This window comes from Actinocrinis sp., from assembly GCF_035650855.1.
Classification (GTDB): domain Bacteria; phylum Actinomycetota; class Actinomycetes; order Streptomycetales; family Catenulisporaceae; genus Actinocrinis.
In genome coordinates this window covers 1-25,505 of sequence record NZ_DASRGV010000050.1, presented here as the reverse complement: position 1 = coordinate 25,505, position 25,505 = coordinate 1, and the positions used below count along the sequence as shown (strand labels likewise).

General features: G+C 71.3%; 22 protein-coding genes. 3 read left to right on the top strand and 19 right to left on the bottom strand.

Features of this window, described 5'->3' with window-relative positions:
• From VFB40_RS04105 to mraZ, 19 genes are all read right to left on the bottom strand, one after another.
• Nucleotides 1–918, bottom strand: a 918-nt coding sequence (locus tag VFB40_RS04105; RefSeq protein ID WP_324847915.1) for a protein kinase domain-containing protein, incomplete at its 3' end; no start/stop codon positions are given.
• Nucleotides 919–1,176: 258 nt separating this feature from the next.
• A complete protein-coding gene (locus VFB40_RS04100) occupies nucleotides 1,177–2,145 on the bottom strand; it encodes a DivIVA domain-containing protein (RefSeq protein ID WP_324847913.1) in 969 nt (322 codons plus the stop codon).
• Nucleotides 2,146–2,215: 70 nt separating this feature from the next.
• A complete protein-coding gene (locus VFB40_RS04095) occupies nucleotides 2,216–2,503 on the bottom strand; it encodes a YggT family protein (protein ID WP_324842199.1) in 288 nt (95 codons plus the stop codon).
• A gap of 63 nt (nucleotides 2,504–2,566) precedes the next feature.
• A complete protein-coding gene (locus VFB40_RS04090; RefSeq protein WP_324847912.1) occupies nucleotides 2,567–3,298 on the bottom strand; it encodes a cell division protein SepF in 732 nt (243 codons plus the stop codon).
• A 126-nt stretch (nucleotides 3,299–3,424) separates the two neighbouring features.
• Nucleotides 3,425–4,186 carry a YggS family pyridoxal phosphate-dependent enzyme gene (locus VFB40_RS04085; protein ID WP_324847911.1) on the bottom strand — a complete coding sequence of 254 codons (762 nt, stop codon included), beginning with the start codon at nucleotides 4,184–4,186 and terminating at the stop codon, nucleotides 3,425–3,427.
• Nucleotides 4,187–4,210: 24 nt separating this feature from the next.
• Entirely contained in the window at nucleotides 4,211–4,945 is a 735-nt protein-coding gene (gene pgeF, locus VFB40_RS04080; protein WP_324847910.1) for a peptidoglycan editing factor PgeF, read from the bottom strand.
• A gap of 57 nt (nucleotides 4,946–5,002) precedes the next feature.
• Nucleotides 5,003–6,163, bottom strand: a complete 1,161-nt coding sequence (gene ftsZ / locus VFB40_RS04075) for a cell division protein FtsZ (protein WP_324847909.1) — start codon at nucleotides 6,161–6,163, stop codon at nucleotides 5,003–5,005.
• 230 nt (nucleotides 6,164–6,393) lie between these two features.
• On the bottom strand, nucleotides 6,394–7,230 hold the full coding sequence (locus VFB40_RS04070; RefSeq protein WP_324847908.1) for a cell division protein FtsQ/DivIB: 837 nt from the start codon (nucleotides 7,228–7,230) through the stop codon (nucleotides 6,394–6,396).
• Nucleotides 7,227–8,762 (bottom strand): UDP-N-acetylmuramate--L-alanine ligase, encoded by a 1,536-nt coding sequence (murC, locus tag VFB40_RS04065; protein ID WP_324847907.1) that lies wholly within the window; start codon nucleotides 8,760–8,762, stop codon nucleotides 7,227–7,229. The genes VFB40_RS04070 and murC overlap by 4 nt, the downstream gene beginning before the upstream one ends.
• A complete protein-coding gene (gene murG, locus VFB40_RS04060; RefSeq protein WP_349261339.1) occupies nucleotides 8,759–9,913 on the bottom strand; it encodes an undecaprenyldiphospho-muramoylpentapeptide beta-N-acetylglucosaminyltransferase in 1,155 nt (384 codons plus the stop codon). Before murG ends, murC begins: the two co-directional genes overlap by 4 nt.
• A 17-nt stretch (nucleotides 9,914–9,930) precedes the next feature.
• Entirely contained in the window at nucleotides 9,931–11,169 is a 1,239-nt protein-coding gene (ftsW, locus tag VFB40_RS04055) for a putative lipid II flippase FtsW (RefSeq protein WP_324847905.1), read from the bottom strand.
• 231 nt (nucleotides 11,170–11,400) lie between these two features.
• Complete coding sequence (murD, locus tag VFB40_RS04050) at nucleotides 11,401–12,978, bottom strand: UDP-N-acetylmuramoyl-L-alanine--D-glutamate ligase (protein WP_324847904.1); 1,578 nt, start codon at nucleotides 12,976–12,978, stop codon at nucleotides 11,401–11,403.
• Nucleotides 12,960–14,018 carry a phospho-N-acetylmuramoyl-pentapeptide-transferase gene (gene mraY, locus VFB40_RS04045; RefSeq protein WP_324842189.1) on the bottom strand — a complete coding sequence of 353 codons (1,059 nt, stop codon included), beginning with the start codon at nucleotides 14,016–14,018 and terminating at the stop codon, nucleotides 12,960–12,962. The genes murD and mraY overlap by 19 nt, the downstream gene beginning before the upstream one ends.
• The gene (locus VFB40_RS04040; RefSeq protein ID WP_349261336.1) at nucleotides 14,015–15,505 is read right to left on the bottom strand and encodes a UDP-N-acetylmuramoyl-tripeptide--D-alanyl-D-alanine ligase; all 1,491 of its coding nucleotides are present in this window, start codon (nucleotides 15,503–15,505) and stop codon (nucleotides 14,015–14,017) included. The genes mraY and VFB40_RS04040 overlap by 4 nt, the downstream gene beginning before the upstream one ends.
• Nucleotides 15,502–17,145, bottom strand: a complete 1,644-nt coding sequence (locus VFB40_RS04035) for a UDP-N-acetylmuramoyl-L-alanyl-D-glutamate--2,6-diaminopimelate ligase (protein WP_324847902.1) — start codon at nucleotides 17,143–17,145, stop codon at nucleotides 15,502–15,504. Before VFB40_RS04035 ends, VFB40_RS04040 begins: the two co-directional genes overlap by 4 nt.
• Nucleotides 17,146–17,287: 142 nt before the next feature.
• The gene (locus VFB40_RS04030) at nucleotides 17,288–19,225 is read right to left on the bottom strand and encodes a peptidoglycan D,D-transpeptidase FtsI family protein (protein ID WP_324847901.1); all 1,938 of its coding nucleotides are present in this window, start codon (nucleotides 19,223–19,225) and stop codon (nucleotides 17,288–17,290) included.
• On the bottom strand, nucleotides 19,222–19,866 hold the full coding sequence (gene ftsL, locus VFB40_RS04025) for a cell division protein FtsL (protein ID WP_324847900.1): 645 nt from the start codon (nucleotides 19,864–19,866) through the stop codon (nucleotides 19,222–19,224). Before ftsL ends, VFB40_RS04030 begins: the two co-directional genes overlap by 4 nt.
• Nucleotides 19,867–20,072: 206 nt before the next feature.
• Nucleotides 20,073–21,206 (bottom strand): 16S rRNA (cytosine(1402)-N(4))-methyltransferase RsmH, encoded by a 1,134-nt coding sequence (gene rsmH / locus VFB40_RS04020; RefSeq protein WP_324847899.1) that lies wholly within the window; start codon nucleotides 21,204–21,206, stop codon nucleotides 20,073–20,075.
• A gap of 297 nt (nucleotides 21,207–21,503) precedes the next feature.
• Nucleotides 21,504–21,980, bottom strand: a complete 477-nt coding sequence (gene mraZ / locus VFB40_RS04015) for a division/cell wall cluster transcriptional repressor MraZ (protein WP_324843197.1) — start codon at nucleotides 21,978–21,980, stop codon at nucleotides 21,504–21,506.
• 463 nt (nucleotides 21,981–22,443) lie between these two features.
• Between mraZ and VFB40_RS04010 the strand changes: the two genes are divergently transcribed.
• The 3 genes from VFB40_RS04010 to VFB40_RS04000 all read left to right on the top strand — a co-directional run.
• A complete protein-coding gene (locus VFB40_RS04010; protein ID WP_349261337.1) occupies nucleotides 22,444–23,403 on the top strand; it encodes an AAA family ATPase in 960 nt (319 codons plus the stop codon).
• Between the two features lie 13 nt (nucleotides 23,404–23,416).
• Entirely contained in the window at nucleotides 23,417–24,868 is a 1,452-nt protein-coding gene (locus tag VFB40_RS04005) for a DUF58 domain-containing protein (protein WP_324847897.1), read from the top strand.
• Between the two features lie 13 nt (nucleotides 24,869–24,881).
• Nucleotides 24,882–25,505, top strand: a 624-nt coding sequence (locus tag VFB40_RS04000; RefSeq protein WP_324847896.1) for a TgpA N-terminal domain-containing protein, incomplete at its 3' end; no start/stop codon positions are given.

The window sequence follows — 25,505 nt, the reverse complement described above, 5'->3', positions numbered from 1 at the left end:
TTCAAATGAACCGGTCTGGTACGGAGCGGCTTCCAGCGGTTCCTGCTCATAAGGCATCTGCTCGAGCTGCGCCGCGTCGAAGGGAGGCACGTCGAAAGGGGCCGCTTCGAAAGGCGTGCCGGAGGGCGCCTCGGACATCGGCTCCAGCCGCGGGTCCGTGGCCTGCTCGAAGATCGGGTCGAAGACCGGCTCGAACGTGGCGGTCTGCTCGCCGGCGGGCAGTGTCCCCACCGCGTCGCTGAACACGCCGCAGGCGCGATCGGCGAGCGTTTGCAGGCTCGGGCGCTGCGCAGGGTCCTTGCTCAGGCACGCCTTCACCAATCCGCGCAATGCATCCGGTACCGCATCGAGCACTGCTTCCTCGTGCACGATGCGGTACAGCACCGCGTTCGGCTCGTCGTTGCCGAAAGCAGGCACGCCCACGGCTGCGAACGCCAGCACTCCGCCGAGCGCGAAAACGTCCGCTGACGCGTCGAACGGCTGGCCGAGGATCTGCTCCGGCGTCAGATACGCGACGGTACGCGGGTTTCCGCGCAGATCGGTCAGCGTCGCGCCGTCGATGGTGTGAGCGATCCCGGAATGGATCAGCCGCACCCCGCCGTCCGAGATCAGCAGGTTGGACGGGTTGAGGTCCCCGTGCACGGCACCGGCGGCGTGCACCTGGGTCAGCTCCGCGACCACCCCGAGCGCCAGCGCGGCGACCTCCTCGGCCGCCAGCGGCCCGGCCAGTTCCACGACCGCGGCCAGCGGCGGGCCCTCGCTGTACTCGGTCGCGGCCCACTGCGAGATGGGATCGGGGCCCGGCGCCCCGCCCGGCTGTGCGGCCGGATCGCTGAAGATCGCCCGGTATCGCTCCAGCACACCAGCGAGCACAGCGTGGCGAGCCTCCTCGCCGTTCACCCGCTCCGTCGGCCGCATCCGTGAAACCCCTCCGACCCGAGGCCGCCACGTGGCGGTTCTCCGCCAATCGTCCGAGGCGTGCTCATGTTCTAGGGAGCCAAGTCAACCGGAACAGAGCCGCGCGCACCAGTGCGGTAAGGGATCTGTAGCAGGTTGCCGGGTTTTGAAAGTTTCGACGCCTCGCAGATACCGGCTCCGGACGGCGAACGGCCCCGGTCCCTGCGAGGGACCGGGGCCGCGGGTACGCCTGCCGGTGTGATTTCTCTCAGTCGCTGATCAGGAGTCGGGGTCCTCGTCGATCAGGAAGCCGCGCATCGGCGACGGCGCCTGCGGGTAGACCGGGGCCGGCTGCGGGGGCACGCCGGGCCGGATCGGGGCCATGGTCTGAGTCATCTGGCTCATCGCGGAGCCTGCCATCGCCGGGGCCGGCATCGGCGGCGGCGGGGGGAAGCCCCCCTGCTGCGGTCCGGCCGACATGCCCGGCGCCATTCCGACGCCGGCCATCGCCGGGGCCGGAGCGGGGGCCGGTGCCTGAGCCGGGGCGCCCGCGCCGAGCTGCGGGAAGGGCGATCCGCCGCGGGAGGCCAGCATCGGGTCGTCGCTGCTGTTGGACTCCAGCTGCCGCATCTGGCTCTCCAGGTACGACTTGAGCCGCTGGCGGTACTCGCGCTCGAAGGCGCGCAGGTCCTCCACCTTGCGCTCCAGCGAGGCGCGGGCCTGCTCCAGGGTGCCCATCGCAACGCGGTGCTTCTCCTGCGCGTCCCGCTCCAGGGCGTCGGCCTTGCCGCGGGCCTCGCGCTCCATGCCGTCCGCGCGGGTGCGCGCCTCGCCGACGATCTTGTTCGCCTCGTTGCGGGCCTCGGCGATCGCCTGGTCGGCGGTCTGCTGGGCCAGCGCGAGCACCCGGGCCGCCGAGTCGCCGCCGGGCTGGAACTGCGGCGGCTGCGGCTGCGGTACGGGTACCGGCATCGGTGCCGGGAGCTGCGGGGGTATCGGCACCGGTTCTCGCCGGGCCGGCATTCGATCCATCGGCGGGCGGTCCATGGGCGGCTGCTGTTGCGCGGCGGCCGCGGCGCGCGTGGCGGCGGCCAACTTCGCGCGCAGTTCCTCGTTCTCCCGCAACAGCCGGGTGAGCTCGGCCTCCACCTCGTCCAGGAAGGCGTCGACCTCTTCCTCGTCGTAGCCCTCGCGGAGCCGGACGGTCGTGAACTGCTTGTTGTGCACGTCCTCGGGGGTCAACGGCATCTCTTCACCTCAGCGTGGATCGTCGGCGTACCGGACAGACAATATCTCGGTTCCTGGCGGTTTTGTCGTGTCACAGACGGCCCACCACCCCGATCAACAGCCACATGATGAGCAACAGCAGCATAAACGCCAGGTCCAGCGCAATACCGCCGAGACGTAGGGGCGGGATGTGCCGACGCAGGAACTTCAGCGGGGGATCGGTGACCGTGTAGGCGGACTCCACGGCCACCAGCATGACACCGTGCGGGTCCCAGGAGCGGGCGAATTGGAAAACCAGCTCCATGATCAACCGGAAGATGAGCACGACCCAGTACGTCCACAGCACCACTGTGACCAGTTGGATCGCAAGGTGTCCCATCGAGAAAACGTCCGTCCGTCCGGATGCCGCGGTCACCGGCGGCACCCGGTCGGGCACCGCCTGTCAGCTCTGGTTGAAGAACCCGCCCTCGGCGATGCGGGCCTTGTCCTCGGCCGTCACATCGACGTTAGCAGGTGAAAGCAAGAACACCTTCTGCGTCACCCGCTCGATCGACCCGCGCAGCCCGAAGACCAGGCCGGCGGCGAAGTCCACGAGGCGCTTGGCGTCGGAGTCGCCCATCTCTGTCAGGTTCATGATGACCGGGGTGCCGTCGCGGAAGTGCTCGCCGATGGTGCGCGCCTCGTTGTAAGTACGCGGATGTAGCGTGGTGATGCGGTAGGCGTCGCTGGAGGAGCCGGCGCCGCTGCCCCCGTCGCCCCCGCCGAAGCCGTGCCCGACGCTGCCCATCGCGCTGGCCACGGAGGCGGGCCGCTCGTAGCGGTCGGCGCGCTCGGGCAGCAGCGAGATCGGGGCCGGGCGCGGGGTCTGGTAGCTGCCGGACTGGCCGCCGTGGAACGCCGAGTCGGCGCCGTCGCGCCGCACGACCTCGCTGCGCTCGGCCGGCCGCTCGGCGTCGCGGGGACGGCGCGGCTCGGACAGGAACAGCGGACGGGCCTCCTGCTCGGCCGCGGACTCGGTGCGGGAGGCGGAGTAGCGGTCCTGCTCGTCCTCGTCGTCGTCGAGGCGCAGCGGGCGCTCCTCCTCCGCCTCCTCGCTGTACTCCTCGTACGCGTAGGGGTCGTCCCCCTCCATCAGCCCGAGGTAGACGGCCGTCTTCTTCATGAATCCGGGCATGCCCGTCCCTCCTTGTTCGAACTGACGGTCAACCGGTCGCCGGTCTCCGCCGTGACTCCCCCTGCGGGCCGAGGCGGTGTTTTGAACTCAGCGATCGGCGCTTTCGTTCAGATACTGGATCAGACGTTACCGCAGCGGCGGTCGCCGACCGAGCAAGGCGGACCCGATGCGTACGTGTGTCGCGCCTGCCGCGATCGCCTGTTCGAGGTCCCCGCTCATCCCCGCCGAGAGTGACACAGCTTCAGGGTGGGCGCCACGGACTTTAGCCGCGAGCTGCGCGAGCCGTTCGAACGCGGGGCGCGGATCGGTGCCGAGCGGGGCGACGGCCATGAGGCCGCCGAGGCGCAGCGCGGCGCTTTCGGCGACGGCGTCGGCGATCCGTTCGACGTCAGCCGGCTCGGCGCCGCCGCGGCCCGCGGCATCAGGGTCCAGATTCACTTGGACGAGGCAGGCGGGGGTGCGGCCGGCCCGGGCCGCCGACTGGTCGAGCGCGGCGACCAGCTTGAGCCGATCGACCGATTGGACGACGTCGGCGTAGGAGACCACCGAGCGGACCTTGTTGGTCTGCAGCTGGCCGATGAAGTGCCAGCGCGGCCGGACCGCCGCGAGGATCGGCGCGCCCGGATCCGCTGCTTGAGCGCGGGCCAGCGTGTCAGCCACCTGCGCGGCCTTCGCGGCAGCCTCCTGATCGCGGTTCTCGCCGAACTCGGTCAGGCCGAGCCGCAGCAGCCGCAGCACGTCGGCGGCGGGGAAGAACTTCGTCACCGCGATCAGCCCGACCTCGGCGCTCTCCCGTTTCGCCGCGGCGCAGGCGGCGTCGATCCGCTCGCGCAGGGCTTTGAGACGCGCGGCGAGCTCACCGGTGCGTGCGTCTTCGAGTTCGGACACGGCGTGCGAGTCAACCACCGTGCGTCAGCCCTCGTCGAGCCAGATGAAGCCGGCGAAGCGTCCGGTGCGGCCGTCGCGCCGGTAGGAGAAGTACTGCGGATTCTCCATCGTGCAGCCGTCGGCGATATGCGTCACGCTCTCCTTCACGCCCGCGCGCCGCAACTGCGCTGATACACCTGCGGGTACGTCGATCGCGGGTGTGCCCTGGCGTGTGGTCGACCACGATGCCGGTTCCTTGGCCGCCACTTCGGCGCGCAGCTCTTCGGGTACTTCGTAGCAGGCGCCGCATACGCCGGGTCCGGTGAACGCCTGCATCCGTGACGGTTCGGCGCCCAGTTCGCACATAGCTGCGATCGCGGCGTCCACGACTCCGGCGGCCATTCCGGCGCGGCCCGCGTGTACGGCTCCGACGACGCCGGCGACCGGGTCCGCGAGCAGGACCGGTGTGCAGTCGGCGACGAGTACGGCCAGCACGACGCCCGGCCGGTCGGTGACGAGGGCGTCCACGCTCGGCGCGGCTTCGTCCGGCCAGGGCTCGCGGGCGAGGGCGACGTCGATCCCGTGGACCTGCTTCATGTAGACGACCTGCTCGGGGGTGACGCCGAACGCGCGGGCGGCCAGGTCGCGGTTGGCGCGCACGGCCTGCGGGTCGTCGCCGACGTGGTCGCCGAGGTTGAGCGCGTCGAAGGGCGGCAGGCTGACCCCGCCGCGGCGGTCGGTGAAGGTGAAGCGCAGCGGGCCGCTGGAGGCGACATTCATGTCCCGAGCCTGTCAGATCGGCTCGCGATCACCAACCGCGGGTCCGCGGGACGCGGGCTAGTTGCCCTCTTTGAGGAAGTCCGGGATGTCCAGCTCGTCGGCGGCCAGCGCGGCGTCCTCGGTGCGGGTGCCCGGGATGGTGGCCGCGAGCGGGTCCTCGTTCTCCTCCGGCCGGGGCAGCGCGCCGAGCATGGCGTTGTGCACCGTGGTGTTGTTGACCGCGGCGGGTTCGTCGGCGCGCCGGGGGCCGCCCTCGCGGCGCTTGGCCGGCTGGCCGCCGTCGAAGCCGGCCGCGATGACGGTGACCCGCACCTCGTCGCCGAGCGCGTCGTCGATGACCGCGCCGAAGATGATGTTCGCGTCCTGGTGCGCCGCCTCGGAGACCAGCTGCGCGGCCTCGTTGATCTCGAACAGGCCGAGGTCCGAGCCGCCGGAGATGCTCAGCAGCACGCCGCGGGCGCCGTCGATGGACGCCTCGAGCAGCGGGGAGGAGATCGCCATTTCGGCCGCCGCCACCGCGCGGTCGTCGCCGCGGGCGGAGCCGATGCCCATGAGCGCGGAGCCGGCCTCGGACATGACCGACTTCACATCGGCGAAGTCCAGGTTGATCAGGCCGGGGGTGGTGATCAGGTCGGTGATGCCCTGGACACCGGAGAGCAGCACCTGGTCGGCCGACTTGAACGCGTCGAGCACGGTGGCGCCCGGCGCGGAGATGGAAAGCAGCCGGTCGTTCGGGATGACGATGAGGGTGTCGACCTCTTCGCGCAGCGCCGCGATGCCGGACTCGGCCTGGGCGGCGCGCCGCCGGCCCTCGAAGGTGAACGGCCGGGTCACCACGCCGATGGTCAGCGCGCCGAGCGAGCGGGCGATGCGGGCCACCACCGGAGCGCCGCCGGTGCCCGTGCCGCCGCCCTCGCCGGCGGTCACGAAGACCATGTCGGCGCCCTTGATGACCTCTTCGATCTCCTCGGCGTGGTCCTCGGCCGCCTTGCGGCCGACGTCCGGGTCGGCCCCGGCGCCGAGGCCGCGGGTCAGCTCGCGGCCGACGTCGAGCTTGACGTCCGCGTCGCTCATCAGCAGGGCCTGCGCGTCGGTGTTGATCGCGATGAACTCGACGCCCTTGAGCCCGACCTCGATCATCCGGTTGATCGCGTTGACGCCACCGCCGCCGATCCCGACGACTTTGATCACGGCGAGGTAGTTCTGCGGTGCACCCACGGTTCGAAGGCCTCTCGCGCTGGTGAGTACGGATGGTCGGCGCTCGGTGACTTATTCGCGAACGACCTTATCGCCCTCGGACTGAGTCAACATCAATTAGGGTCAACATCAACTATGGCAGTCATCAAGGTGACGACTCGATCGACGAATCGACAGTAGGTCTCCCGGAGCCCCTGTTCAACGAACACGCCGAAAGTTCCTCGAGCACAGTTCAACTGACCCGCCGTCAATCAGTCATATCGTCCGGACATCGCGGGAGCTTCTGGGGCACTGACGTCGTATCGGGCGGCCTTGCCGAGCCGCAGCAGGGCGGCCAGATCAGCCGCCTTGGCCGGCGCGTCGTCGGCTCCGCCCCAGTTCACGACCGAGCCGCCGCGCAGCTTGAGCGAGATGGAGTACGCGCTCGTCGCCGAGATCCCGGTGATCTGGTGGACTATGTCCGGAGACAGCGCCTTCAAGGCGGCGAGTGCTCCGGGTACAACCGTTGCCTTGACCGCTCCCCCGCCTTGTACGTCGATGACAGGTAGGCCGCCGGTCGGTGTGGTTACCGAGCCGAAGACGACTCCGGAGACATCGACCACGTCGTACCGCGAACCGTTGGGGATCAACGCGGCAGGGACGCGCTCGGTCACGGTGATCACGGCGACGTGTGGCCAATCGAGCGACACGCTCGCGGTGGCGATCTGCGGCAGCTGCTCCACGCGCGCCGCCGCTCCACCGGTGTCGAGCGAGGCGAGGGGGGTGCCGTTGCCGAGCTTTGCGATGGCGATGATCCGCTGTGCGGGCACGGTCTTCTCGCCTGCGACGCGTACGGTCGTCAGCGCGAACACCGAGGTGTGCCAGACGATGATGTACGCGGTGATGGCGAGTAGCACGAGGAAGACGGTGATAGTCACGCTCAGTCGGCGCCAGCGTTCGCGTGAACGCATCCGGGCGGCGTAGATCTGCGCGGGCAGGCGCGAGACCGAGGTGAGCGAACGGGCCGCCGCCGCCGTGGGCCGATCCGGCTGCGCCAGGTCGGGGCCCTTCGAGCCCTGCCGGGGCGGATCGGTCACGTCGTCGCTCACGCCCCCGATCCTGCCTCCCGATCGGGCGATCGCGGTGCCGCCGCGCCGTCGCGGGCCGCGAGCAGGCCGAGGATCTTCGGGCCGAGGGCGGTCACGTCGCCCGCCCCGGCGGTGACGATCACGTCGCCGGGCGCGGCCCAGTCCACCAGGCGCCCGGCGACGGCCGCGGTGTCGGGCTCGAAGACGACGCGGTCGGCTGGCAGCGGCACGTCGCCCGCGATCACCGCGCCGGTCACGCCAGGGATCGGGTCCTCCCCCGAGCCTGGGTAGACCTCGAGGACGACGACGGCGTCGGCGGCGCCGAGCGGCGGGCCGTATTCGCGCAGGAAGGTCCGGGCGCGGGTGAAGCGCTGCGGCTGGAAGGCGACGATCAACCGGCCCTCGCCGGCCAGCGCGCGGAACGCGGCGAGGGTGGCGGCGATCTCGGTCGGGTGGTGCATGTAGTCGTCGTAGACGCGCACGCCGCCGGCCTCGCCCTTAAAGTCCATCCGCCGGCGCGCGCCGCGGTAGGCGGCGATCGCCGCGGGTACTTCGTCCAGGTCCGCGCCGAGTTCGGTCAAGACGGCGAAGGCTGCGGTGGCGTTGGCGGCGTTGTGGCGGCCGGGGATGCCGAGTGCGAGGCGGTGTACCGCGCCGGTGGCCCTGACGTGAATGTCGAAGTGGGCCGCCGCGCCGACGAGCTCCACGCCGGTAATCCGATAATCAACCGGCTGATCGGCCGGATGCCCCGCGACCGCGGCCGTCTCGCCGTACCAGGCGACGCGCAGCCCGCTGTCCTGGGCGACTCGGCCGACCGCGACAGAACCCGGATCATCGGCGCAGACCACGAGCAGTCCGCCGGGCTTGAGCCGGTCCACGAAGTCGACGAAGGCCTTGTGCACGTCGTCGAGCGAGCCGAAGTAGTCGGTGTGGTCGAGCTCCACGTTCGTCACCACGGCGATGTCGGGCTCGTAGTGCCGGAAGGTGCCGTCCGACTCGTCCGCCTCGGCGACGAACACCGGGCCGCTGCCGCTGTGCCCGCTGATCCCGGAGGTGCCGATCTCTCCGCCGATTGCGTACGAGGGGTCAGAACCGAGCGTGTCCAACGCGACCGCGAGCATCGAGGTGGTCGTGGTCTTGCCGTGCGTTCCCGCGACGAGGACCGCGGTACGCCCGACCATCAACGCGGCGAGCGCCGTGGCACGGTGGACGATGCGCAGGCCGCGCCGCATCGCCTCGACGAGCTCGACGTTGTCGGGCCGCACTCCGGTGGTCGCCACGACGGTGTCCACGCCGTCGAGGTTGTCGGGCGACTGCCCGATCCGGACGTCGGCTCCGGCGACGCTGAGCGCTTCGATCGTCGCGGTGCGCTTTATGTCGCTGCCGGACACCGGCAGGCCGCGCTCGACCGCGATGCGCGCGACCGGCGCCATGCCGACTCCGCCGATGCCGACGAAGTGGATGCGGCCCAGCTCCTCGGCCGCGGGGATGATCTGCGGCGGCTGATATCCGCGCGGGTCGATGGCGGGTGGTTCGGTGCCGTCGGCGCTCACGCGCCGGCTCCCGGGGAGCCGAGGCCGGTCGGTCCGGCGGCGACGGCCGGGTTGCTTCCGGCGGCCTCGAAGACGAGGTCGGCCAGCGCCTCGTCGGCGTCGCGGCGGCCGAGCTCGGCGGCGGCGCGGCCCATCCGCTCCAGCTTCTCGTGGTCCTGGGCCAGCGGGACCAGCTCTCGGGTGAGCCAATCCGCCGTCAGATCCGCGTCATCGACGATCAAGCCACCGCCAGCGCGCACGACCGGCTGTGCGTTAAGACGCTGCTCGCCGTTACCGATCGGCAGCGGTACATAGGCGGCAGGCAGGCCGACTGCGGCGACTTCGGCACAAGTCATCGCGCCGCCGCGGCACAGTACCAGGTCCGCCGCAGCGTAGGCGAGGTCCATGCGGTCGAGGTAGGGCACTGTGACGTACCTGGCGCCGGTGCCACCTTCCCCCGCTGCGGCGGCGTGCTGCGCCGACTCGTCGTAGTTGGCCCGGCCGACCGCGTGCAGGATCTGGATTCCCCCGGCGGTGAAGGTGGGCGCGGCCGCGGCGACCGCCTCGTTCAGCCGCCGTGCGCCCTGCGAGCCGCCGTAGACCAGCAGCGTCGGCCGGTCCTTCTCCAGGCCGAAAGCGTCGCAGGCCTCTGCGCGCAGGGCCGCGCGGTCGAGCGTGGCCAGGGCCCGGCGCAGCGGCATGCCGATGTACCGGCCGCCGCCGATCCGGCAGTCCGGCGAGCCGGTGGCGATCCGGTCCGTCATCCGGGCGCCGACCCGGTTGGCCAGGCCGGGGCGCACGTTGGCCTCGTGCAGCACGATCGGCACGGCGCGGCGGCGGGCCGCGAAGTAGGCCGGGAGCGCCACGTAGCCGCCGAAGCCGACCACCACGTCGGCGCCGACCTTGTCGAGCACCTCGGCCGCCCGGCGGACCGTGCCGGCCAGCCGGCTCGGCACGGTGAACAGCTCCGAGGTGGGCTTGCGCGGCAGCGGTACCGCGGGGATGAGCTCGAGGTCGTAGCCGCGCTCAGGGACCAGCCTGGTCTCCAGGCCCTTGGTCGTGCCGAGCGCCGTGATGCCGATCCGGGGGTCGCGTCTGCGCAGCGCGTCGGCCAGCGACAGGGCCGGTTCGATGTGCCCGGCGGTGCCTCCGCCGGCGAGCACGACATGGATCGGACGGGCTGCGTCGGTCACGTTGTGCGTCCCTCTTTTCGCTGTGCCTGCGGGCGCGGACGGCCGGAGCCGGCGACCGCCGAGGACGCCGCACCGGCCCGGGTCGAGAGCATATCCGTTCGTCCCGCGGCCCCGTCACCGGTCTCCGGCACGCCGCTGCTGGTCCGGGCGAAGGAGACCAACATGCCGATCGCGGCCATCGAGGGCAGCAAAGACGAGCCTCCGTAGGACACGAACGGAAGCGGTACGCCGGCGATCGGCAGCACCCCGAGCACCGCGCCGAGGTTGATCATCACCTGCACCATCAACCACGCGGTAACCGCTCCGGAGGCCAGGCGTACAAAGCTGTCTTGTGCCCGTAGCGCTATCCGCACGCCCGCGTACCCGATCAGCGCGAACAGTGCGAGCACGGCCAGCGAGCCGATGAGTCCCAACTCCTCGCCGATGATCGCGAAGATGAAGTCGGTCTGCGCCTCGGGCAGGGAGCCCCACTTCTCCCGGCTGGCCCCTACCCCGACGCCGAACCAGCCTCCGGTGGAAAGGGCGCTGAAGCTGTGCATGGCCTGGAATCCGGTGCCCTGCGGGTCGGAGGCCGGATCGAGGAAGGCGGTGAACCGGCGTACCCGGCTCGGCCGGATCAGCACGGCGATGGTGGCCAGGCCGGCGGCCGAACCGGTCAGAATCGCGAACAGCCGGCCGGGGGCGCCGACGATCCACAGCAGCGCGAAGGCGATCGCCGCGATGATCATCGAGGTGCCCATGTCGCCGCCGAGCATGACCAGTCCGATGATCACGCCGGCCATCGGCAGCAGCGGCACGATCAGGTGGTCCCAGCTGGCCAGCCGCTTCTCCTTGCGGGCCAGCAGGTCCGCGCCCCACAGCACCAGGGCGAACTTGGCGAACTCGCTGGGCTGGATGGTCAGCGGGCCGAACACCAGCCAGTTCTGGTTGCCTCCGGTGGAGACCTCGCCCAGCGCCAGGACCATCAGCAGCATGACCAGGGTCACGATCAGCAGCGGGTAGGCCAGCGCGCGGTAGAAGCGCACCGGCAGGCGCGCCGCGATGACCATTATCGGCACGCCGATCGCCGCCGAGATCGCCTGCCGCTCGATGGTGCCGAGCTCCGGCTTGCCGGTGAGCAGGTTGTGCACCGTCGAGGCCGAATACACCTCGAGCAGGCCGACCACGATCAGCAGGAACGTCGCGCCGATCAGGAAGTAGCGGGGCAGAGAGGGATGCCCTTCGCCGACGCGCACGCGGCCGGGTCGCAGGCGGCTGAGAACGCTCCAGACCGCGAGTACCGCATTGTTCGGTGCGGTAGATCGCGCTGCGTTAGAGGCATCTGAGGCGGCGTTAAGTGACGCGCCGTCAGCTGCAGCGGAAGCCGGACGGAACCGTGTGGGTCGATCCTGCTGTTCAACCACGCGCTCCGCCCATCTCCTGAGTAACGCCTTGAGGAGCCAGGCCTCAGCACCTCCTAGCGCACGTTACCCGCGCGCCGCCTTGCGTTCCCGGACGGCACGCGCGAATAGGTCACCGCGCTCGCCGTAGGAGGTGAACATGTCCATCGACGCGCAGCCCGGGGCGAGCAGCACGGTGACCGGCGCGGCGTCGGCCGCCGCGGCTCCGAGCGCGGCCGCCTTGGCCGCGGCCAGCCGCATCGCGGCGTCCACGGCCCGGTCGATCGCCTGCGCCCCGGTCAGCCCATCCTGCGCCCCGCCGATGTCCACGACCGGCACCTCGGGGGCGTGTCGCGCGAGGGCTTCGGCGATAACCGCGCGGTCGGCGCCGAGCAGCACCACGCCGCGCAGCCGCTTGGCCGCTCCGGCGACCAGGTCGTCGAACGTCGCGCCCTTGGCCAGGCCGCCGGCTATCCAGACGACGTCCTCGTAGGCGGTCAGGGACGCGGCGGCCGCGTGCGGGTTCGTCGCCTTGGAGTCGTCGACGAAGTCCACTCCGTCGATGGACGCGACGAACGCGATGCGGTGCGGATCCGGCCGGAAGGCGCGCAGTCCGTCGCGTACCGCGGCAGCGGGCACTCTGTATGCGCGCGCCAGCGCCGCGGCCGCGAGCGCGTTGGCGATGTTGTGCGGGGCGTGCGGTTCGACGTCGTAGATGGTGCCGAGTTCGGCGGCATTGTGCTGCCGGTCCTCGACGAAGGCCCGGTCGGCGAGGATGCCGTCCACGACGCCGAGCATGGACAGCCCCGGCGCGCCGAGGGTGAACCCGATCGCGCGGCAGCCTTCGACCACGTCGGCGTCCTCGACGAGCGTGCGGGTGGTCTCGTCGGCGACGTTGTACACGCAGGCGACCTGGCAGTTCTCGTAGATGCGGCCCTTCGCTCGGGTGTACTCCTCGAGCGTTCCGTGCCAGTCGACGTGGTCTGGCGCGACGTTGAGCACGGCCGAGGCGAGCGGGCTCATCGACTCGGTCCAGTGCAGCTGGAAGCTGGACAGTTCGACGGCCAGTACGTCATAGGGCTCGTCCGTGGTCACCGCATCGACGATCGGCAGCCCGACGTTCCCGCACGCGACCGTGCGCTTCCCTGCGGCCTCCAGCATCGCGGCGAGCATACGCACAGCCGTCGTTTTGCCGTTGGTGCCCGTGATCGGCAGCCACGGTGCGTAGGAGCCGTCGGGCAGTGGCTTACGCAGCCGCCAGGCCAGCTCCACGTCGCCCCACACCGGGATGCCGGCCGCGCGCGCCGCAGCGACGATCGGTGCGGTGGGCGGGATGCCCGGCGAGACGAGGAGCAGTTCGCAGTCGTCCGGCAGCGTGGCGTCGTCGCCGAGCCGTACGCGGATGCCTTCGTCGGTCAGCGGCGCCGCGCGCTCGGTGGTCGTCTCGTCGTCGTAGCGGTCGACGACCGTCACGTCCGCGCCGAGCTTCCGTACCGCGCGGGCCGCCGAGAGGCCGACGACTCGCGCTCCGACGACGCAGACGCGCAGCCCCTGCCACGGGATGGTGGCGCGCCCCTCGACGTCCGGCTGCTGCCAGGCCGGTTCCTGAGGTCCGGCCTGGATTTGATGCGGGGTCAGGTTGTCGGTCACGACCCGGTTACCCATCCGGCGTAGAACACTCCGATGCCGAGCGCGACGCAGAGCCCGGCGATGATCCAGAACCGGATCACGATGGTTTCCTCGGCCCAGCCAAGCAGCTCGAAGTGGTGCTGCAGCGGGGCCATCTTGAACACCCGTTTGCCGCGCAGCTTGAACGAGCCCACCTGGATGATCACCGACAGGGTGATGATCGCGAACAGGCCGCCGAGCAGCGCGATGAGCAGTTCCGTGCGAGAACAGATGGCCAGCCCGGCCAGCGCGCCGCCGAGCGCGAGCGAGCCGGTGTCGCCCATGAAGATCTTGGCCGGTTTCGCGTTCCACCACAGGAAGCCGAAACAGGCGCCCATGAGCGCCGCGGCCACGATCGCCAGGTCCAGCGGGTCGCGCACCGCGTAGCAGCCGGGGCCGGGCGCGTTAACGCAGCTTTGCCCGTACTGCCAGATGCCGATGAGTACGTACGCGGCGAACACCATCGCCGATGCTCCGGTCGCCAGGCCGTCGAGTCCGTCGGTGAGGTTCACCGCGTTCGACGTTCCGGAGATGAGCAGGTAGGCCCAGACGACGAACAGCACCGGACCCAGCACGAGCGTGGTGTCTGTGAGGAACGAGACGCTGGTGGAGCCCGGGGTCAGGCCGTACTGGTCCGGGAAGTGCAGCACCAGCACCGCGAAGATCACCGCGACCAGCGCCTGGCCGATCAGCTTGGCCTTGGCCCGCAGGCCCAGCGAGCGCTGCTTGTAGATCTTGATGAAGTCGTCCACGAAGCCGACCGCGCCGAGCCCGGTCATCAGGAACAGCACCAGCAGCGCGGAGGCGCTCGGCCAGTGCTGGGTGGCCAGCTTGGTCGCGCCGTAGGCGATCAGCGTGGACAGCACGATCACGATCCCGCCCATGGTGGGCGTGCCGCGCTTGGTCAGGTGGTTCTTCGGTCCGTCGTCCCGGATCAGCTGGCCGTAGCCGCGCTTGACCAGCATCCTGATCACCAGCGGGGTGCCGACCAGGGAGCAGACCAGCGCGATGACGCTGGAATACAGGACCGCCCTCACCGGTCGCCCTCCGCCGGGCCGGACGCCGCGCCGGCTGCGTGGTCGGCCGCGCTGTCCGGCAGGTCGTCGTCGAGCAGCGCCTTGGCGACCCGGCCGAGGCCGATCGAGTTGGACGCCTTCACCAGCACCACGTCTCCGGGCCGCAGCTGCTCGCGCAGCAGCGCCAGGGCCGCATCCGGGTCGGCCACCATCACGGATTCCTCTCCCCACGAGCCTTCGTGGCTGGCCCCGGCGTGCACCCGCGCGGCGCCCTCGCCGACCGCGACCAGCCGGTCCACGCGCAGCCTGACGGCCAGCCGCCCGATCGCGTCGTGTTCCTCGCCGGACCGCTCGCCCAGCTCCAGCATCTCCCCGAGCACCGCCCAGGAGCGGGCCCCGGGCCGGGCCCGGGCCAGCGCGGCCAGCGCCTTGAGCGCGGCGCGCACCGATTCCGGGTTGGCATTGTAGGCGTCGTCGATCACGACGACGCCGTCGGCGCGTTCCGACACGGCCATCCGGCCCGAGCTGAGCGGCACCGCCGCCGACAGCTCCCGGGCCACCGACTCCATCGGCAGGCCGAGGCCGAGCGCCGCCGTCGCGACCGCCAGCGCGTTGGCGACCTGGTGCTCCCCGACCACGCGCAGCGCGACCGACGCGGGCTCGCCGTAGGCGTCCGCGTGCAGGAGGAAGGAGGCGCGGCCGTCCGGCCCGAGCTCGATCCCGCTCGCGCGCACGTCCGCCTCGGCGCTCTCGCCGAAGGTCAGCACGCGGGCCACGGTCCGCTCGCGCATCGGCGCGACCAGCGAGTCGTCGGCGTTGAGCACGGCCAGGCCGTCCTTCGGCAGCGCCTCGACCAGTTCGCCCTTGGCCAGCGCGGTCTGCTCCTTCGAGCCGAACTCGCCGACGTGCGCGCTGCCGACGTTGAGCACCAGCCCGACCGACGGCGGCGCGATCCGGCAGAGGTAGGTCAGGTGGCCGACGCCGCGGCTGCCCATCTCCAGCACCAGGTAGCGGGTGTCCTCGTCGGCACGCAGGACGGTCAGCGGCAGCCCGATCTCGTTGTTGAAGCTGCCTTTCGGCGCGATGGTCGTGCCGTGGGCCGCGAGCACCTGGCCGAGCATGTCCTTGGTGGAGGTCTTGCCGGAGGAGCCGGTCAGTCCGATCACGGTCGTCTGCGGCAACCGGCTCACCACCGCGCAGGCCAGCTTGCCGAGCGCTTCCTGCACGTCGGCGACGAGGACTGTCGGGATGGGGCCCGCGCCGCCTTGTGAGCCGTCGGCGTCGATCTGACGGCTCGCCAACACGCCGGCGGCGCCCTGCGCGACCGCGGCGGCGGCGAAGTCGTGGCCGTCCGCGTGCTCGCCGACGAAGGCGGCGAACAGGCCGCCGGGTTCGATCGCGCGCGAGTCCACGGTGACCGGGCCGGTGACCGCCACGGCGCCGTCGGTTCCGGCGGTCAGCGTGCCGTCGACCGCCTGCGCGATCTCGGCCAGAGTCATCCGGATCACTGCGGCTCCGACCGGTCTGCCGTGCGGGCCGCGCAATCCGGGGTGTGCCCGGCCGGCGATCCCTCGATCGCCGCGCGCAGCACCGCCGCGTCGTCGAACGGGTGCACCACTCCGGCGATCTCCTGTCCTTGTTCGTGTCCCTTGCCGGCGACCACCAGCGCGTCGCCGCCGCGGCTCGCCGCCACGGCCTCGGCGATGGCCTCGGCCCGGTCCGGCACGATGCGCACCGTGGCCTTCGCCCCGCCCGCGACGGCCTCGCGCGCCCCGGCGGCGGCCGCTTCGAGGATCGCGAGCGGGTCCTCCGAGCGCGGGTTGTCGTTGGTGAGGATGACCTCGTCCGCGCCGCGAGCGGCCGCGGCGCCCATCAACGGCCGCTTGCCGCGGTCGCGGTCTCCGCCGCAGCCAACGACGATACGCAACCGGCCCGCTGTTACCGGGCGCATGGCGGCTAGGAGCGTGTCGATGGCGTCGGGCGTGTGTGCGTAGTCCACGACGGCGAGGTACGGCTGCCCGGCGTCGATGCGTTGCATGCGGCCCGGTACGCCGGGCACGGAGGCGACGCCGGCGACCGCGGCCTGCGGGTCGATCCCGGCTGCGATGAGGGTGATGATGGCTGCCATCGCATTGGAGACGTTGAAGGCGCCGGGAAGTTGTACGGATGCGGCCAGGCGAATGTCGTCCGGGCCGATCAGCGTGAACCGCGAGCCCTCGGGCGTCGGCTCGACGTCTTCGGCGCGCCAGTGCGCGGCCGGCTCTTCGTGTGCGCTGTGCTCACCGTGGGCGGAGAAGGTCCAGTGCGGCAGGTCGGCGTCGGTCAGCCGCTGCGCGATGCGCCGGCCGTACGCGTCGTCGGTGTTGAGCACCGAGAACTCGGTGTAGCCGGGAGTGAACAGCTTCGCCTTGGCCTCGAAGTAGTCCTCGAGGTCGGCGTGGAAGTCGAGATGATCCTGCGTCAGGTTGGTGAACGCGGCGACGGCGTAGCGGATCCCGGCGGTCCTGCCGTAGGCCAGCGCGTGGCTGGAGACCTCCATGGCGACCGCGCCGACGCCGTCCTCGCGCATCATCGCCAGCAGCGCCTGGAGATCGGGGGCCTCGGGCGTGGTGCGGCTGGACTTTATGGCGCGCTCGCCGATGCGCGTCTCGACGGTGCCGATCAGGCCGGTGTGGTAACCGGCCGCCCGCAATCCTCCGTCGATCAGGTAGCTGACCGTGGTTTTGCCGTTGGTGCCGGTCACTCCCAGCATCTTCATGTGCTCGGAAGGCTGGTCGTAGAGGCGAGCGGCGATCGGGCCGAGCACGGGACGTACGGACGGCACGACGACTACCGGCAGCCCTGTCGCCTCGGCGCGTTCGGCACCGTCACGGTCCGTCAGAATCGCCGCTGCGCCCTGCTCTGCGGCCTGAGTGGAGAACTCGGCGCCGTGCACGGTCGCGCCGGCCATCGCGGCGTACAGGTCGCCGGGACGCACAGCCCGCGAATCATGCGTAAAGCCGGTGATGACCACCGCATGTGCGTCGCGCGTGCCGGTGACCAGCGCCTCGGGCACCGCCTCGGCCAGTTCCGCGAGAGAGCGCTGCGGAGTGTGTCCCGGTCTCGGCTGGCCGGTCGCGGGAGGCGGTTGTTTGAGCGGGTTCGGCACGACGGGCAGGCTACCGTGTCCCGGCGTGCCCGCGTGCCAGCGACCCCGGTAGATCCCGCCAGGTTTCGCCAGCTCGCAGAACTGTTACCAGATCGTCACTGCACGATCATCGGGCGGGCGGCCGGACGACACGGCCGCGCGCTCACCAGGTGACCGGCAGGTCCGGCGGCTTGGTGCCGGTGGGCGGGATCGCCTTGCTCTGCAAGGCGAAGGACATCACCTTCTGGAACACCGGCGCGGCGATCGAGCCGCCGAAGTAGGGGCCGCTGGTCGGGTTCTGGATCACCACGGAGACGACCAGCTGCGGGTTGTCGGCCGGGGCGAATCCGATGAAGGAGGCCGTGTAGCCGCAGTATCCGTTGCACCGGCTGTCGAAGCGGTTGGCGGTACCCGTCTTGCCGGCGACGCGGTATCCGGCGATCTTCGCGGCCGGCGCGGTGCCCTTCTCCGAGACGACCGACTCCATCATCTGCTCGACCTGGTGTGCGGTGCTGGCGGAGACCACCTGCGTGCGCTGCGCGGCCGGAGCCGCGGTGAAGTGGCCGTTCGCGTCGACGTAGCCCTTGACCAGATTGGGCGTGACGCGAACCCCGGCGTCGGCGATCGTGGCGAACACGCTGGTGGCCTGTACCGCATTGACCGAAAGGCCTTGGCCGAACGGGATGGTGTACCGCTGCGACCCGCTCCATTTGGACGGCGGCGCGAGAAGGCCGGGTGATTCGCCGGGCAGGTGCAGGCCGGTGGGCTGGCCGAAGCCGAACTGGGTGAGGTACCGGTAGAGGATCTGGTCCCGGTTCGGGCCGAACCGGTCGCTGGTCTCGATGGTGCCGATGTTGCTGGACTCGGCCAGCACGCCGGTGAGCGTCAGCTGCTCGGTGCCGTGGCTGGTGTCGTCGTGGAACACCGTGCCCTCGCGCAGGATCGCGCCGGGCACCACGACGCGCGTGGTCGGCGTGGCGACGCCCTGCTGTATGGCCGCTGCCATCGTGATCACCTTGGCGACCGAACCCGGCTCGTAGACCTCGGAGACGGCGCGGTCGCCGAGGTCGGCCGGGTTCGCGGCGGCCAGGTTCGACGGGTCGTAGCTCGGCGAGGTGGCCAGCGCCAGGACGGCGCCGGTGCGCGGGTCCATCACCACCACGGTGCCCGATTCGGCCTTGGACTTGGCGACCTGCGCGTCGATCGCCTGCTGCGCGGCCCACTGGATGGAGCTGTCGATGGTGGTCTCGATCGAGGTGCCGGGCACCGGGGCCTGCTCGTTGATGCCGGCAGTCGGGATCTCGGTGCCGTCGGCGGCCTGGTAGGAGATCCGGCCGTTCTTGCCCGCGAGCGTGCTGTTGTACGCGCTCTCGAGGCCGGCGGCGCCCTTTCCGGTGCCGTCGAGGAAGCCGACCACGTTCGAAGCCAGCGGTCCGCTCGGGTACACCGTCTTGGCGTGCGGTACCCCGTAGACCCCGGACAGGCCCAGTGCCTTGATCTGGTTCCAGACCTGCGGAGTCACTTGGCTGGCCAGCAAGACGTAACGCGTCGTCACATTGGAGAGCTTGGTGCGTAGCGCGAGGACGTCGACGTTGCCGGGAGGGTCGCCGAGCAGGGCGGCCAGCTTGGAGGCGTAGACCGCGGGGTCCTGCTTGAGACTCCTGATCTGCACCGGGTCCGCGGTGATGTCGACTGCGTCGACCGATTCGGCCAGCGGCTGGCCGGCGGAGTCCAGTATCGAGCCGCGCGTCGCGGTCAGCACGTAGTCCTGGGTGCGTTCGGCCGAGGCGCTGGCGCCATAGCCGGCCGAGTCCATGGCCTGGAGTTGGAAGAGCCGGCCGCCGAAGAGGGAGAGGATGAACGCCATCGTGATCATCCCGACGCGCAGCCGGCGGCGCGGATCGCCGAGCGTCAGCGGCTTGGCGGCGGTGGCGGGCACGTTGGAGGGTCGCGAGGGAGCGGGCGTGAAACGGTTCTCGGTGCGGGCTCTGGCGGCGGGGCGTGGCTTGGCGGGCTGGTTGGGGATGCGGCGCGGCGGCACACCGCGGCCGCCGGCCGGGTTGCCGTTGTTCGGGCGTTTGCCGTTGCGATCCGGGCTCACGGGCGCGATCCGGTGGCTGAGGCCGATGGGGTCGGCGTAGTGGAGGGCTGCGGTGAAGGCGACGCGCCGTCAGGAGAACTGGGCGATGCGTCGGGCGTGGCAGGTACGCCCGGGCCGTTCGCCGGGGGCATGGCCCGGCCCGAGACGCCGGGAGACGCGCTGACCGTGGCGGTCGCCGCGGGCGACGACGACTGCGATGCGGACGGCGACGGGGACGCCGATGGCGCGGGCGGCGCCGTGGTTGGCGCCGAAGTCGGGATGCCGAGCACCGCAGCGTTGCCGGGGTCGAGGAACACCGGGCGCGGGTTGGGCACCAGGCCGAGGCCGGCGGCCTGGGAGGCGAGGGCCCCGGGGGCGGAGAGCCCGGCCAGGCGCAGCTGCAGTTCCTGCTGCTGGTCCGTCAGCTGGCTCTGTTTCTTCTGCGCGGTCTGGATCTCGAAGGCGCCGCGGTCGAGCGCGGTGTTGAGCAGCAGCAGGAGCACCAGTCCGACGGCGAGCAGGCAGAGCACGAGGATGGCGAACGGGACCACGGAGCGCCGTCCGGCGAAGCCCTCGATGACGGCGACGGGTCCTGCCTTGCCCGGACGGCGCACTTGCCGCCGGATCGACTCCGGCGGCCGGTCAGGCGGTCCCGCGCTCATCGCCGGGCCCCCGTGCCTGCTGCAACCATGGCGGCCAGTATTCCGCACGGCCTGAGCCGGGCGGCGCAACGGCGCGGCCTGTGGCACCTATTCTCAGATTTACAGCCATGCTTTTTCAGATTGGCACGGTTCAGGTAGACACAGCCCAGGCAGACACAGCTCGGGTAGACACAGCCCAGGTAGAGACGGTTCAGGCAGACACAGCGTCAGGTTGCCGAGCGCCGCTGCTTCTTCGCTTGCGTCAGCCGATCCGTGACTGCCCCCTTACGCACCCTCTCGGCGACGCGGAACTTCGCCGAGGCGGCCCTCGGGTTCTGCTCGATCTCGGCCTCGGTCGGCTCCTCGGCTCCGCGCGTCACGAGCTTGAGCAGCGGCTCGGTCCCCGGCGGCGCGATCGGCAGGCCGGGCGGGGCCGTCGAGGCGGCGCCGGCCGCGAGGACCCGCTTGACCAGGCGGTCCTCCAGCGAGTGGTAGGCGAGCACGGCGATCCGGCCGCCCACCGCGAGCGCGTCGACGGCGGCCGGCACGGCCCGCTCCAGGACGGCGAGCTCGGCGTTGACCTCGATGCGCAGCGCCTGGAAGGTCCGCTTGGCCGGATGGCCTCCGGTGCGGCGCGTGGCCGCGGGGATCGCGGCGCGCACCAGCTCGGCCAGCGGTCCGGTCGTCGCGATCGGCTCCTTCGCGCGGGCCGCGACGATCGCTGAGGCGATCCGGCCGGCGAACCGCTCCTCGCCGTACTCGCGCAGGATGCGGGCCAACTGCGGAGCCGAGTAGCCGTTGACCACCTCGTAAGCGGAAAGCGGCGCGCCCTGGTCCATCCGCATGTCCAACGGGGCGTCATACGCGTAGGCGAAGCCGCGCTCGCGCACGTCGAGTTGCAGCGAGGAGACGCCGAGGTCGAACAGGATGCCGTGGATCCGCGGCACGCCGAGCCGGTCCAGCACCGCGGGCAGTTCGTCGTACACGGCGTGTACCAGGTCGATCCGGTCGGCGAAGGCGGCGAGCCGCCGACTCGAACGCTCGAGCGCCTGCGGGTCGCGGTCGAGTCCGATCAGGCGGATCTGCGGGAACCGGGTGAGCAACGCCTCGCTGTGCCCGCCGAGGCCGAGCGTGGCGTCGACGAAGACCGCGCCGGGGGCCGCGGCCGGGGCCAGCGCCTCGACGCAGCGTTCCAGCATGACGGGTACGTGCCCGGCCGCGCCGGCCTGCTCTCGCCCGTCCGGCCGCTCTGGATCGCCGCTTGGCTGCACTTCTGTATCCGCATCCGACTCCGCGCCGATCGCCGCTCGCGAATCACCCTTTCGAGCCTTGTCGCCGCCGCGCCGCGGATCCGTCACCATGCCGGCCAGTATTCCATCGCAGCTCACCGGCACCGAATCGCGGCGGCCCGGGCCCGGCTCGGCGCGACCCGCGCGACACGCCATGGCAACGCAGCACCCCGATACGCCCCGATGGGGCGACACTGGAAACGGCGCCGCGGCCGTAGGTCCCCGCCCGCTCGGATGTACTCACGGACGCTCTGGAACCGGGGAAGGGGCTTCAGAACGCGGGTGAGCGGGTGGAGGCCCACGGCCGCGGCGCGCCGCCTTTCAGCGGCATTCGCGACCCTGGCTCGATCACTAGAACGACGTGCTCGGTCAGGGCAGGTCCGGCGCCACCCCCCGGAACAGATCGTCCTGGTCCAGGTCGGCGAAGGCCGGTTCCTTCTCGGCGACGTAGCGGTCCCAGGCCGCCGCGTCCCACAGCTCGAAGTGCGTGTCCGCGCCGACCACGGCGACCTGCTGGGTCAGGCCGGCGTACTCGCGCAGCGCGGGCGGCAGGGTGATCCGGCCCTGCTTGTCGAAGGACTGCTCGCTGGCGCCCGCGTAGAGCACCCGCAGGTAGTCGCGGACCGCGCGGGGCGAGGCGAGCGGTCCCGCCGACGGGGCGCGGCGGATCCGGTCGGCCGCTTCGGCGAACGCCGACGCGGGCCACACCGACAGGCACCGCTCCTGCCCCTTCGTGATCACCAGCCGCTCCGTTCCGTCGATCCTGGCCGCCTCCTCGCGGAACCGGGCCGGCAGGATCAGCCGGCCCTTGTCGTCCAGGCGCGGGACGAAGGTGCCGAGGAACATCGGCGCCTCCTACCGGCCGGGACGGACCGCTCGCCCTCGGACTGCCCTCGGGACGCGACGGTCAGCGGACGTTGCGCACAGGACCCGGCAGGGCGGGTTACGAGTAACCACGCCTTGACGTCATCCCACACGGCCTCCACTTCCCTCCACTCTACTCCACAAACCGCCCCCTACGCCGTCCGAGTGCTCCACTTCACCGCAGATTCCGGGTTTCCGGACTACTTCGGAAAAGGGCGGGACCGCACGGATTGGATCAAGCTCCGGTTCACCGTGCAGCCGAAATCGAAAGGGCCGCGCCGGCTCTTGCACATACACGGTCGGCATCGGGCAAGATGACCCCAACGGCCGACTAAGGCGTGGCCGTGAACGAGGGGAGGGTCCGGTGCCGGGCAGCACACAGGCGCAGGACGGCGAGCAATACGATCAGCGCCGGATTCAACGCGTCGCGTCCGGAACGGAGCGGGTGGACCGGCCCTCCGCGGTCACCGACCGGATCCACGAGCGGGTCGAGTCGGTCATCGAGGGCAAGGGCGACGTGGTGCGCCTCGCGCTGACCGTGCTGCTGGCCGAGGGCCACCTGCTGATCGAGGACGTCCCCGGCGTCGGCAAGACCATGCTGGCCAAGGCCCTGGCCAAGGCGATCGACTGCACCGTGCGCCGCATCCAGTTCACCCCGGACCTGCTGCCCTCCGACGTGACCGGCGTGACGATCTTCGACCCGCAGCGGCGCGAATTCGAGTTCAAGCCCGGCGCCGTGTTCGCGCACATCGTGCTCGGCGACGAGATCAACCGGGCCTCGCCGAAAACCCAGTCCGCGCTGCTGGAGTGCATGGGCGAGCGGCAGGTGACGGTGGACGGGGTCAGCTATCCGCTGGAAACCCCGTTCATGGTGATCGCGACGCAGAACCCCGTGGAGATGGAAGGCACATATCCGCTCCCCGAGGCGCAGCGCGACCGTTTCATGGCCCGTATCGCGATGGGTTACCCGGCGCCGGCGGCCGAGCTGCGGATGCTCGACGGGCACAGCGCCGCCAACCCCCTCGACGAGCTGATGCCGGTCGCGGGTACGCACGACATCATCAAGCTGATCGAGACGGTACGAACCGTTCATGTGTCTGAGGACGTTAAGCGGTATGTGATCGACCTCGTTGCCGCCACCCGCTCGGTCGGCGATCTGCGGCTCGGTGCGTCACCGCGCGCCGCGCTGCACCTGGTGCGGGCCGCGCGCGCCAAGGCGGCGCTTGAGGACCGGGACTTCGTTCTTCCGGACGATGTCAAGGCACTGGCGATACCGGTGCTCGCGCACCGGCTGATACCCACGGCCGAGGCCCGGGTCGCCCGCCGCTCCCCCGAGCAGATCGTCGCGGATCTGCTCGACCAGGTCCCCATTGACGTCCAATCCGCACGGCGCCCGCGCGCCTGACGGGCGGTCAGCGATGAACACCCGCCCGCCGTCAAAGGTCCGGAGCACCTTCCGGACCTTCTCGGCCGGGCTGACCACCCGTGGCCGGGCCTTCCTCTCCGCGGGGCTGGCCTCGGCCGCCTGCGCGATCCTGCTGGGCTACGGCCCGTTGCTGCGTGTGGCGATCCTGTTGGTCGCGTTGCCATTGGCGGCGGCCGGGATCACGTCAGCGTCGCGTTACCGCATCGCGTGTCGGCGGAGCCTGGAGCCGGCACGGGTACCTGTCGGCTCTCCTGCCCGTGTGCATCTGAGGCTGGAGAACGCGGCGCGGCTGCCGAGCACGCCGTTGCTTGTCGAGGATCAGGTACCGTACACGCTCGGTTCGCGCCCGCGCTTCATTCTGCGCCGGATCGAGCCGGGAGGCAGCCGGCGCGTCGCGTACCGGGTGCGGTCCGACAGTCGTGGCCGTTACCAGCTCGGTCCGCTTTCCCTGCGCAGCGCGGACCCGCTTGGCCTGTTCGAGCTAACCCGTTCGTTCAGCGCCCAGCACACGCTCACGGTCGCGCCCAAAGTGGAGACGCTGCCCGCGATCACGCTCGGCACGGTATGGGCCGGGCACGGCGACGGCCACGCGGCGCACGCGGCCGCGGCCGGCGAGGACGACGTCGGCGTACGCGAATACCGCTACGGCGACGAGCTTCGGCGCATCCACTGGCGGGCCACCGCGCATCACGGCGAGATGATGGTGCGCCGCGAGGAGCAGACCTGGCACAGCCGCTGCACCATCCTGCTGGACAACCGCTCCGGCGCGCACCGCGGCACCGGCCCGACCGCCTCGCTGGAGTGGGCCGTCTCGGCGGCCGCGAGCAGCGCGATCCACCTGCTGAACAACGGCTATACGGTGCATCTGAGCACCGGTAACGGCGGCGGCTCGATCCTTACCGACACCGAGGACGCGGTGCTCGACACGCTCGCCGTGCTGCGCCCCGTGCACGCGGTGGGTCTGAGCCTTAGTCAGGCCGCCGCCGACGACCGGGCCGACAGTCTGATCATCGCCTTTCTCGGCACCTTGACCGGCACCGACGCCGCCGACCTGGCCCGCGCCAAGCCCGCCACGGCCAGCGCGGTCGCCTTCCTCCTGGACGCGCAGACGTGGGCGGGCACTTCGACGCCGATCGCCGCCCTTCCGCCAGGGTTCGACGACGACCAGAAGCACGCCGCCGCCGTCCTGGAGGCGGGCGGCTGGCAGGTCGTCACCGCCCGCGCCGGGGACAAGTTCCCCGACCTCTGGCGCATCGCGTCCCGGCATACCGCCGCGCGCGTCGGCGTGAGCGACGAGTCCTTGAACATCGGCGCGGCCCCGGTCCGCGCCGGCGCTGCGGGAATCGACACTGCTGGAATCAACAGCGCCGGAATCAGCACTGCGGGAATCAACCCTACGCGAGCCCACATCGCGGGGAACGGCGCGGCGGAGGCCGGGCGATGACAGGAGGCTCACGATGACACAGCCGGGTCGCGCCCCGCTGCGCCTGACCGTCGCCGCCGGGATCGCCACCGCCACCGCCGCCATCGGGCTGGAGCGCCTGGTGCAGACCGGGTCGTGGCTGTCCGTCTGCCTCGTCCTCATCTTGGTGATCGGCGCCGCAGGCCATCTGGCCAGAAACGCGCGCCTGCCGCGCCCGATCGTCGTGCTCGCCCAGCTGGTCGCCGCGCTGCTCGCGCTGACCCTGCTGCGGGCCGCGGACAACGCGATCGCCTTGATCGTGCCGGGACCCGGCGCGCTGCACGAGCTGGCCGACCAGATATCCGCCGGCCGCGCCGACATCAGCCACGAGGCGCCGCCGGCCGCCGCGACCCCCGGCATCACCACGATCGTCGCGATCGTCTGCGCCGCCTTCGCGATCCTCATCGACGCCATCGCCGTCACCTATCGCCGCGCCGTGCTGGCCGGGCTCCCCCTGCTCGCGGTGTATCTGATCCCGGCGACGCGCCGCCCCGGCGGCATGAGCTGGCTCGCGTTCGCCGTCTCGGCGATCGGCTACCTGTCCCTGGTCAGCGCCGAGGGCCACGACCGGCTCAACCGCTGGGGTCGTGCGCTCGGCGGCCCGACGCGGGTACCGGGT

Bases quoted from the DNA above. Each gene is read 5' to 3' on its own strand.
- VFB40_RS04100 (WP_324847913.1), bottom strand. From the start codon at position 2,145: ATGCCGTTGACCCCCGAGGACGTGCACAACAAGCAGTTCACGACCGTC.
- VFB40_RS04095 (WP_324842199.1), bottom strand. From the start codon at position 2,503: ATGGGACACCTTGCGATCCAACTGGTCACAGTGGTGCTGTGGACGTAC.
- VFB40_RS04090 (WP_324847912.1), bottom strand. From the start codon at position 3,298: ATGCCCGGATTCATGAAGAAGACGGCCGTCTACCTCGGGCTGATGGAG.
- pgeF (WP_324847910.1), bottom strand. From the start codon at position 4,945: ATGAATGTCGCCTCCAGCGGCCCGCTGCGCTTCACCTTCACCGACCGC.
- murD (WP_324847904.1), bottom strand. From the start codon at position 12,978: ATGGGTAACCGGGTCGTGACCGACAACCTGACCCCGCATCAAATCCAG.
- ftsL (WP_324847900.1), bottom strand. From the start codon at position 19,866: ATGAGCGCGGGACCGCCTGACCGGCCGCCGGAGTCGATCCGGCGGCAA.
- rsmH (WP_324847899.1), bottom strand. From the start codon at position 21,206: ATGGTGACGGATCCGCGGCGCGGCGGCGACAAGGCTCGAAAGGGTGAT.
- mraZ (WP_324843197.1), bottom strand. From the start codon at position 21,980: ATGTTCCTCGGCACCTTCGTCCCGCGCCTGGACGACAAGGGCCGGCTG.
- VFB40_RS04005 (WP_324847897.1), top strand. From the start codon at position 23,417: ATGAACACCCGCCCGCCGTCAAAGGTCCGGAGCACCTTCCGGACCTTC.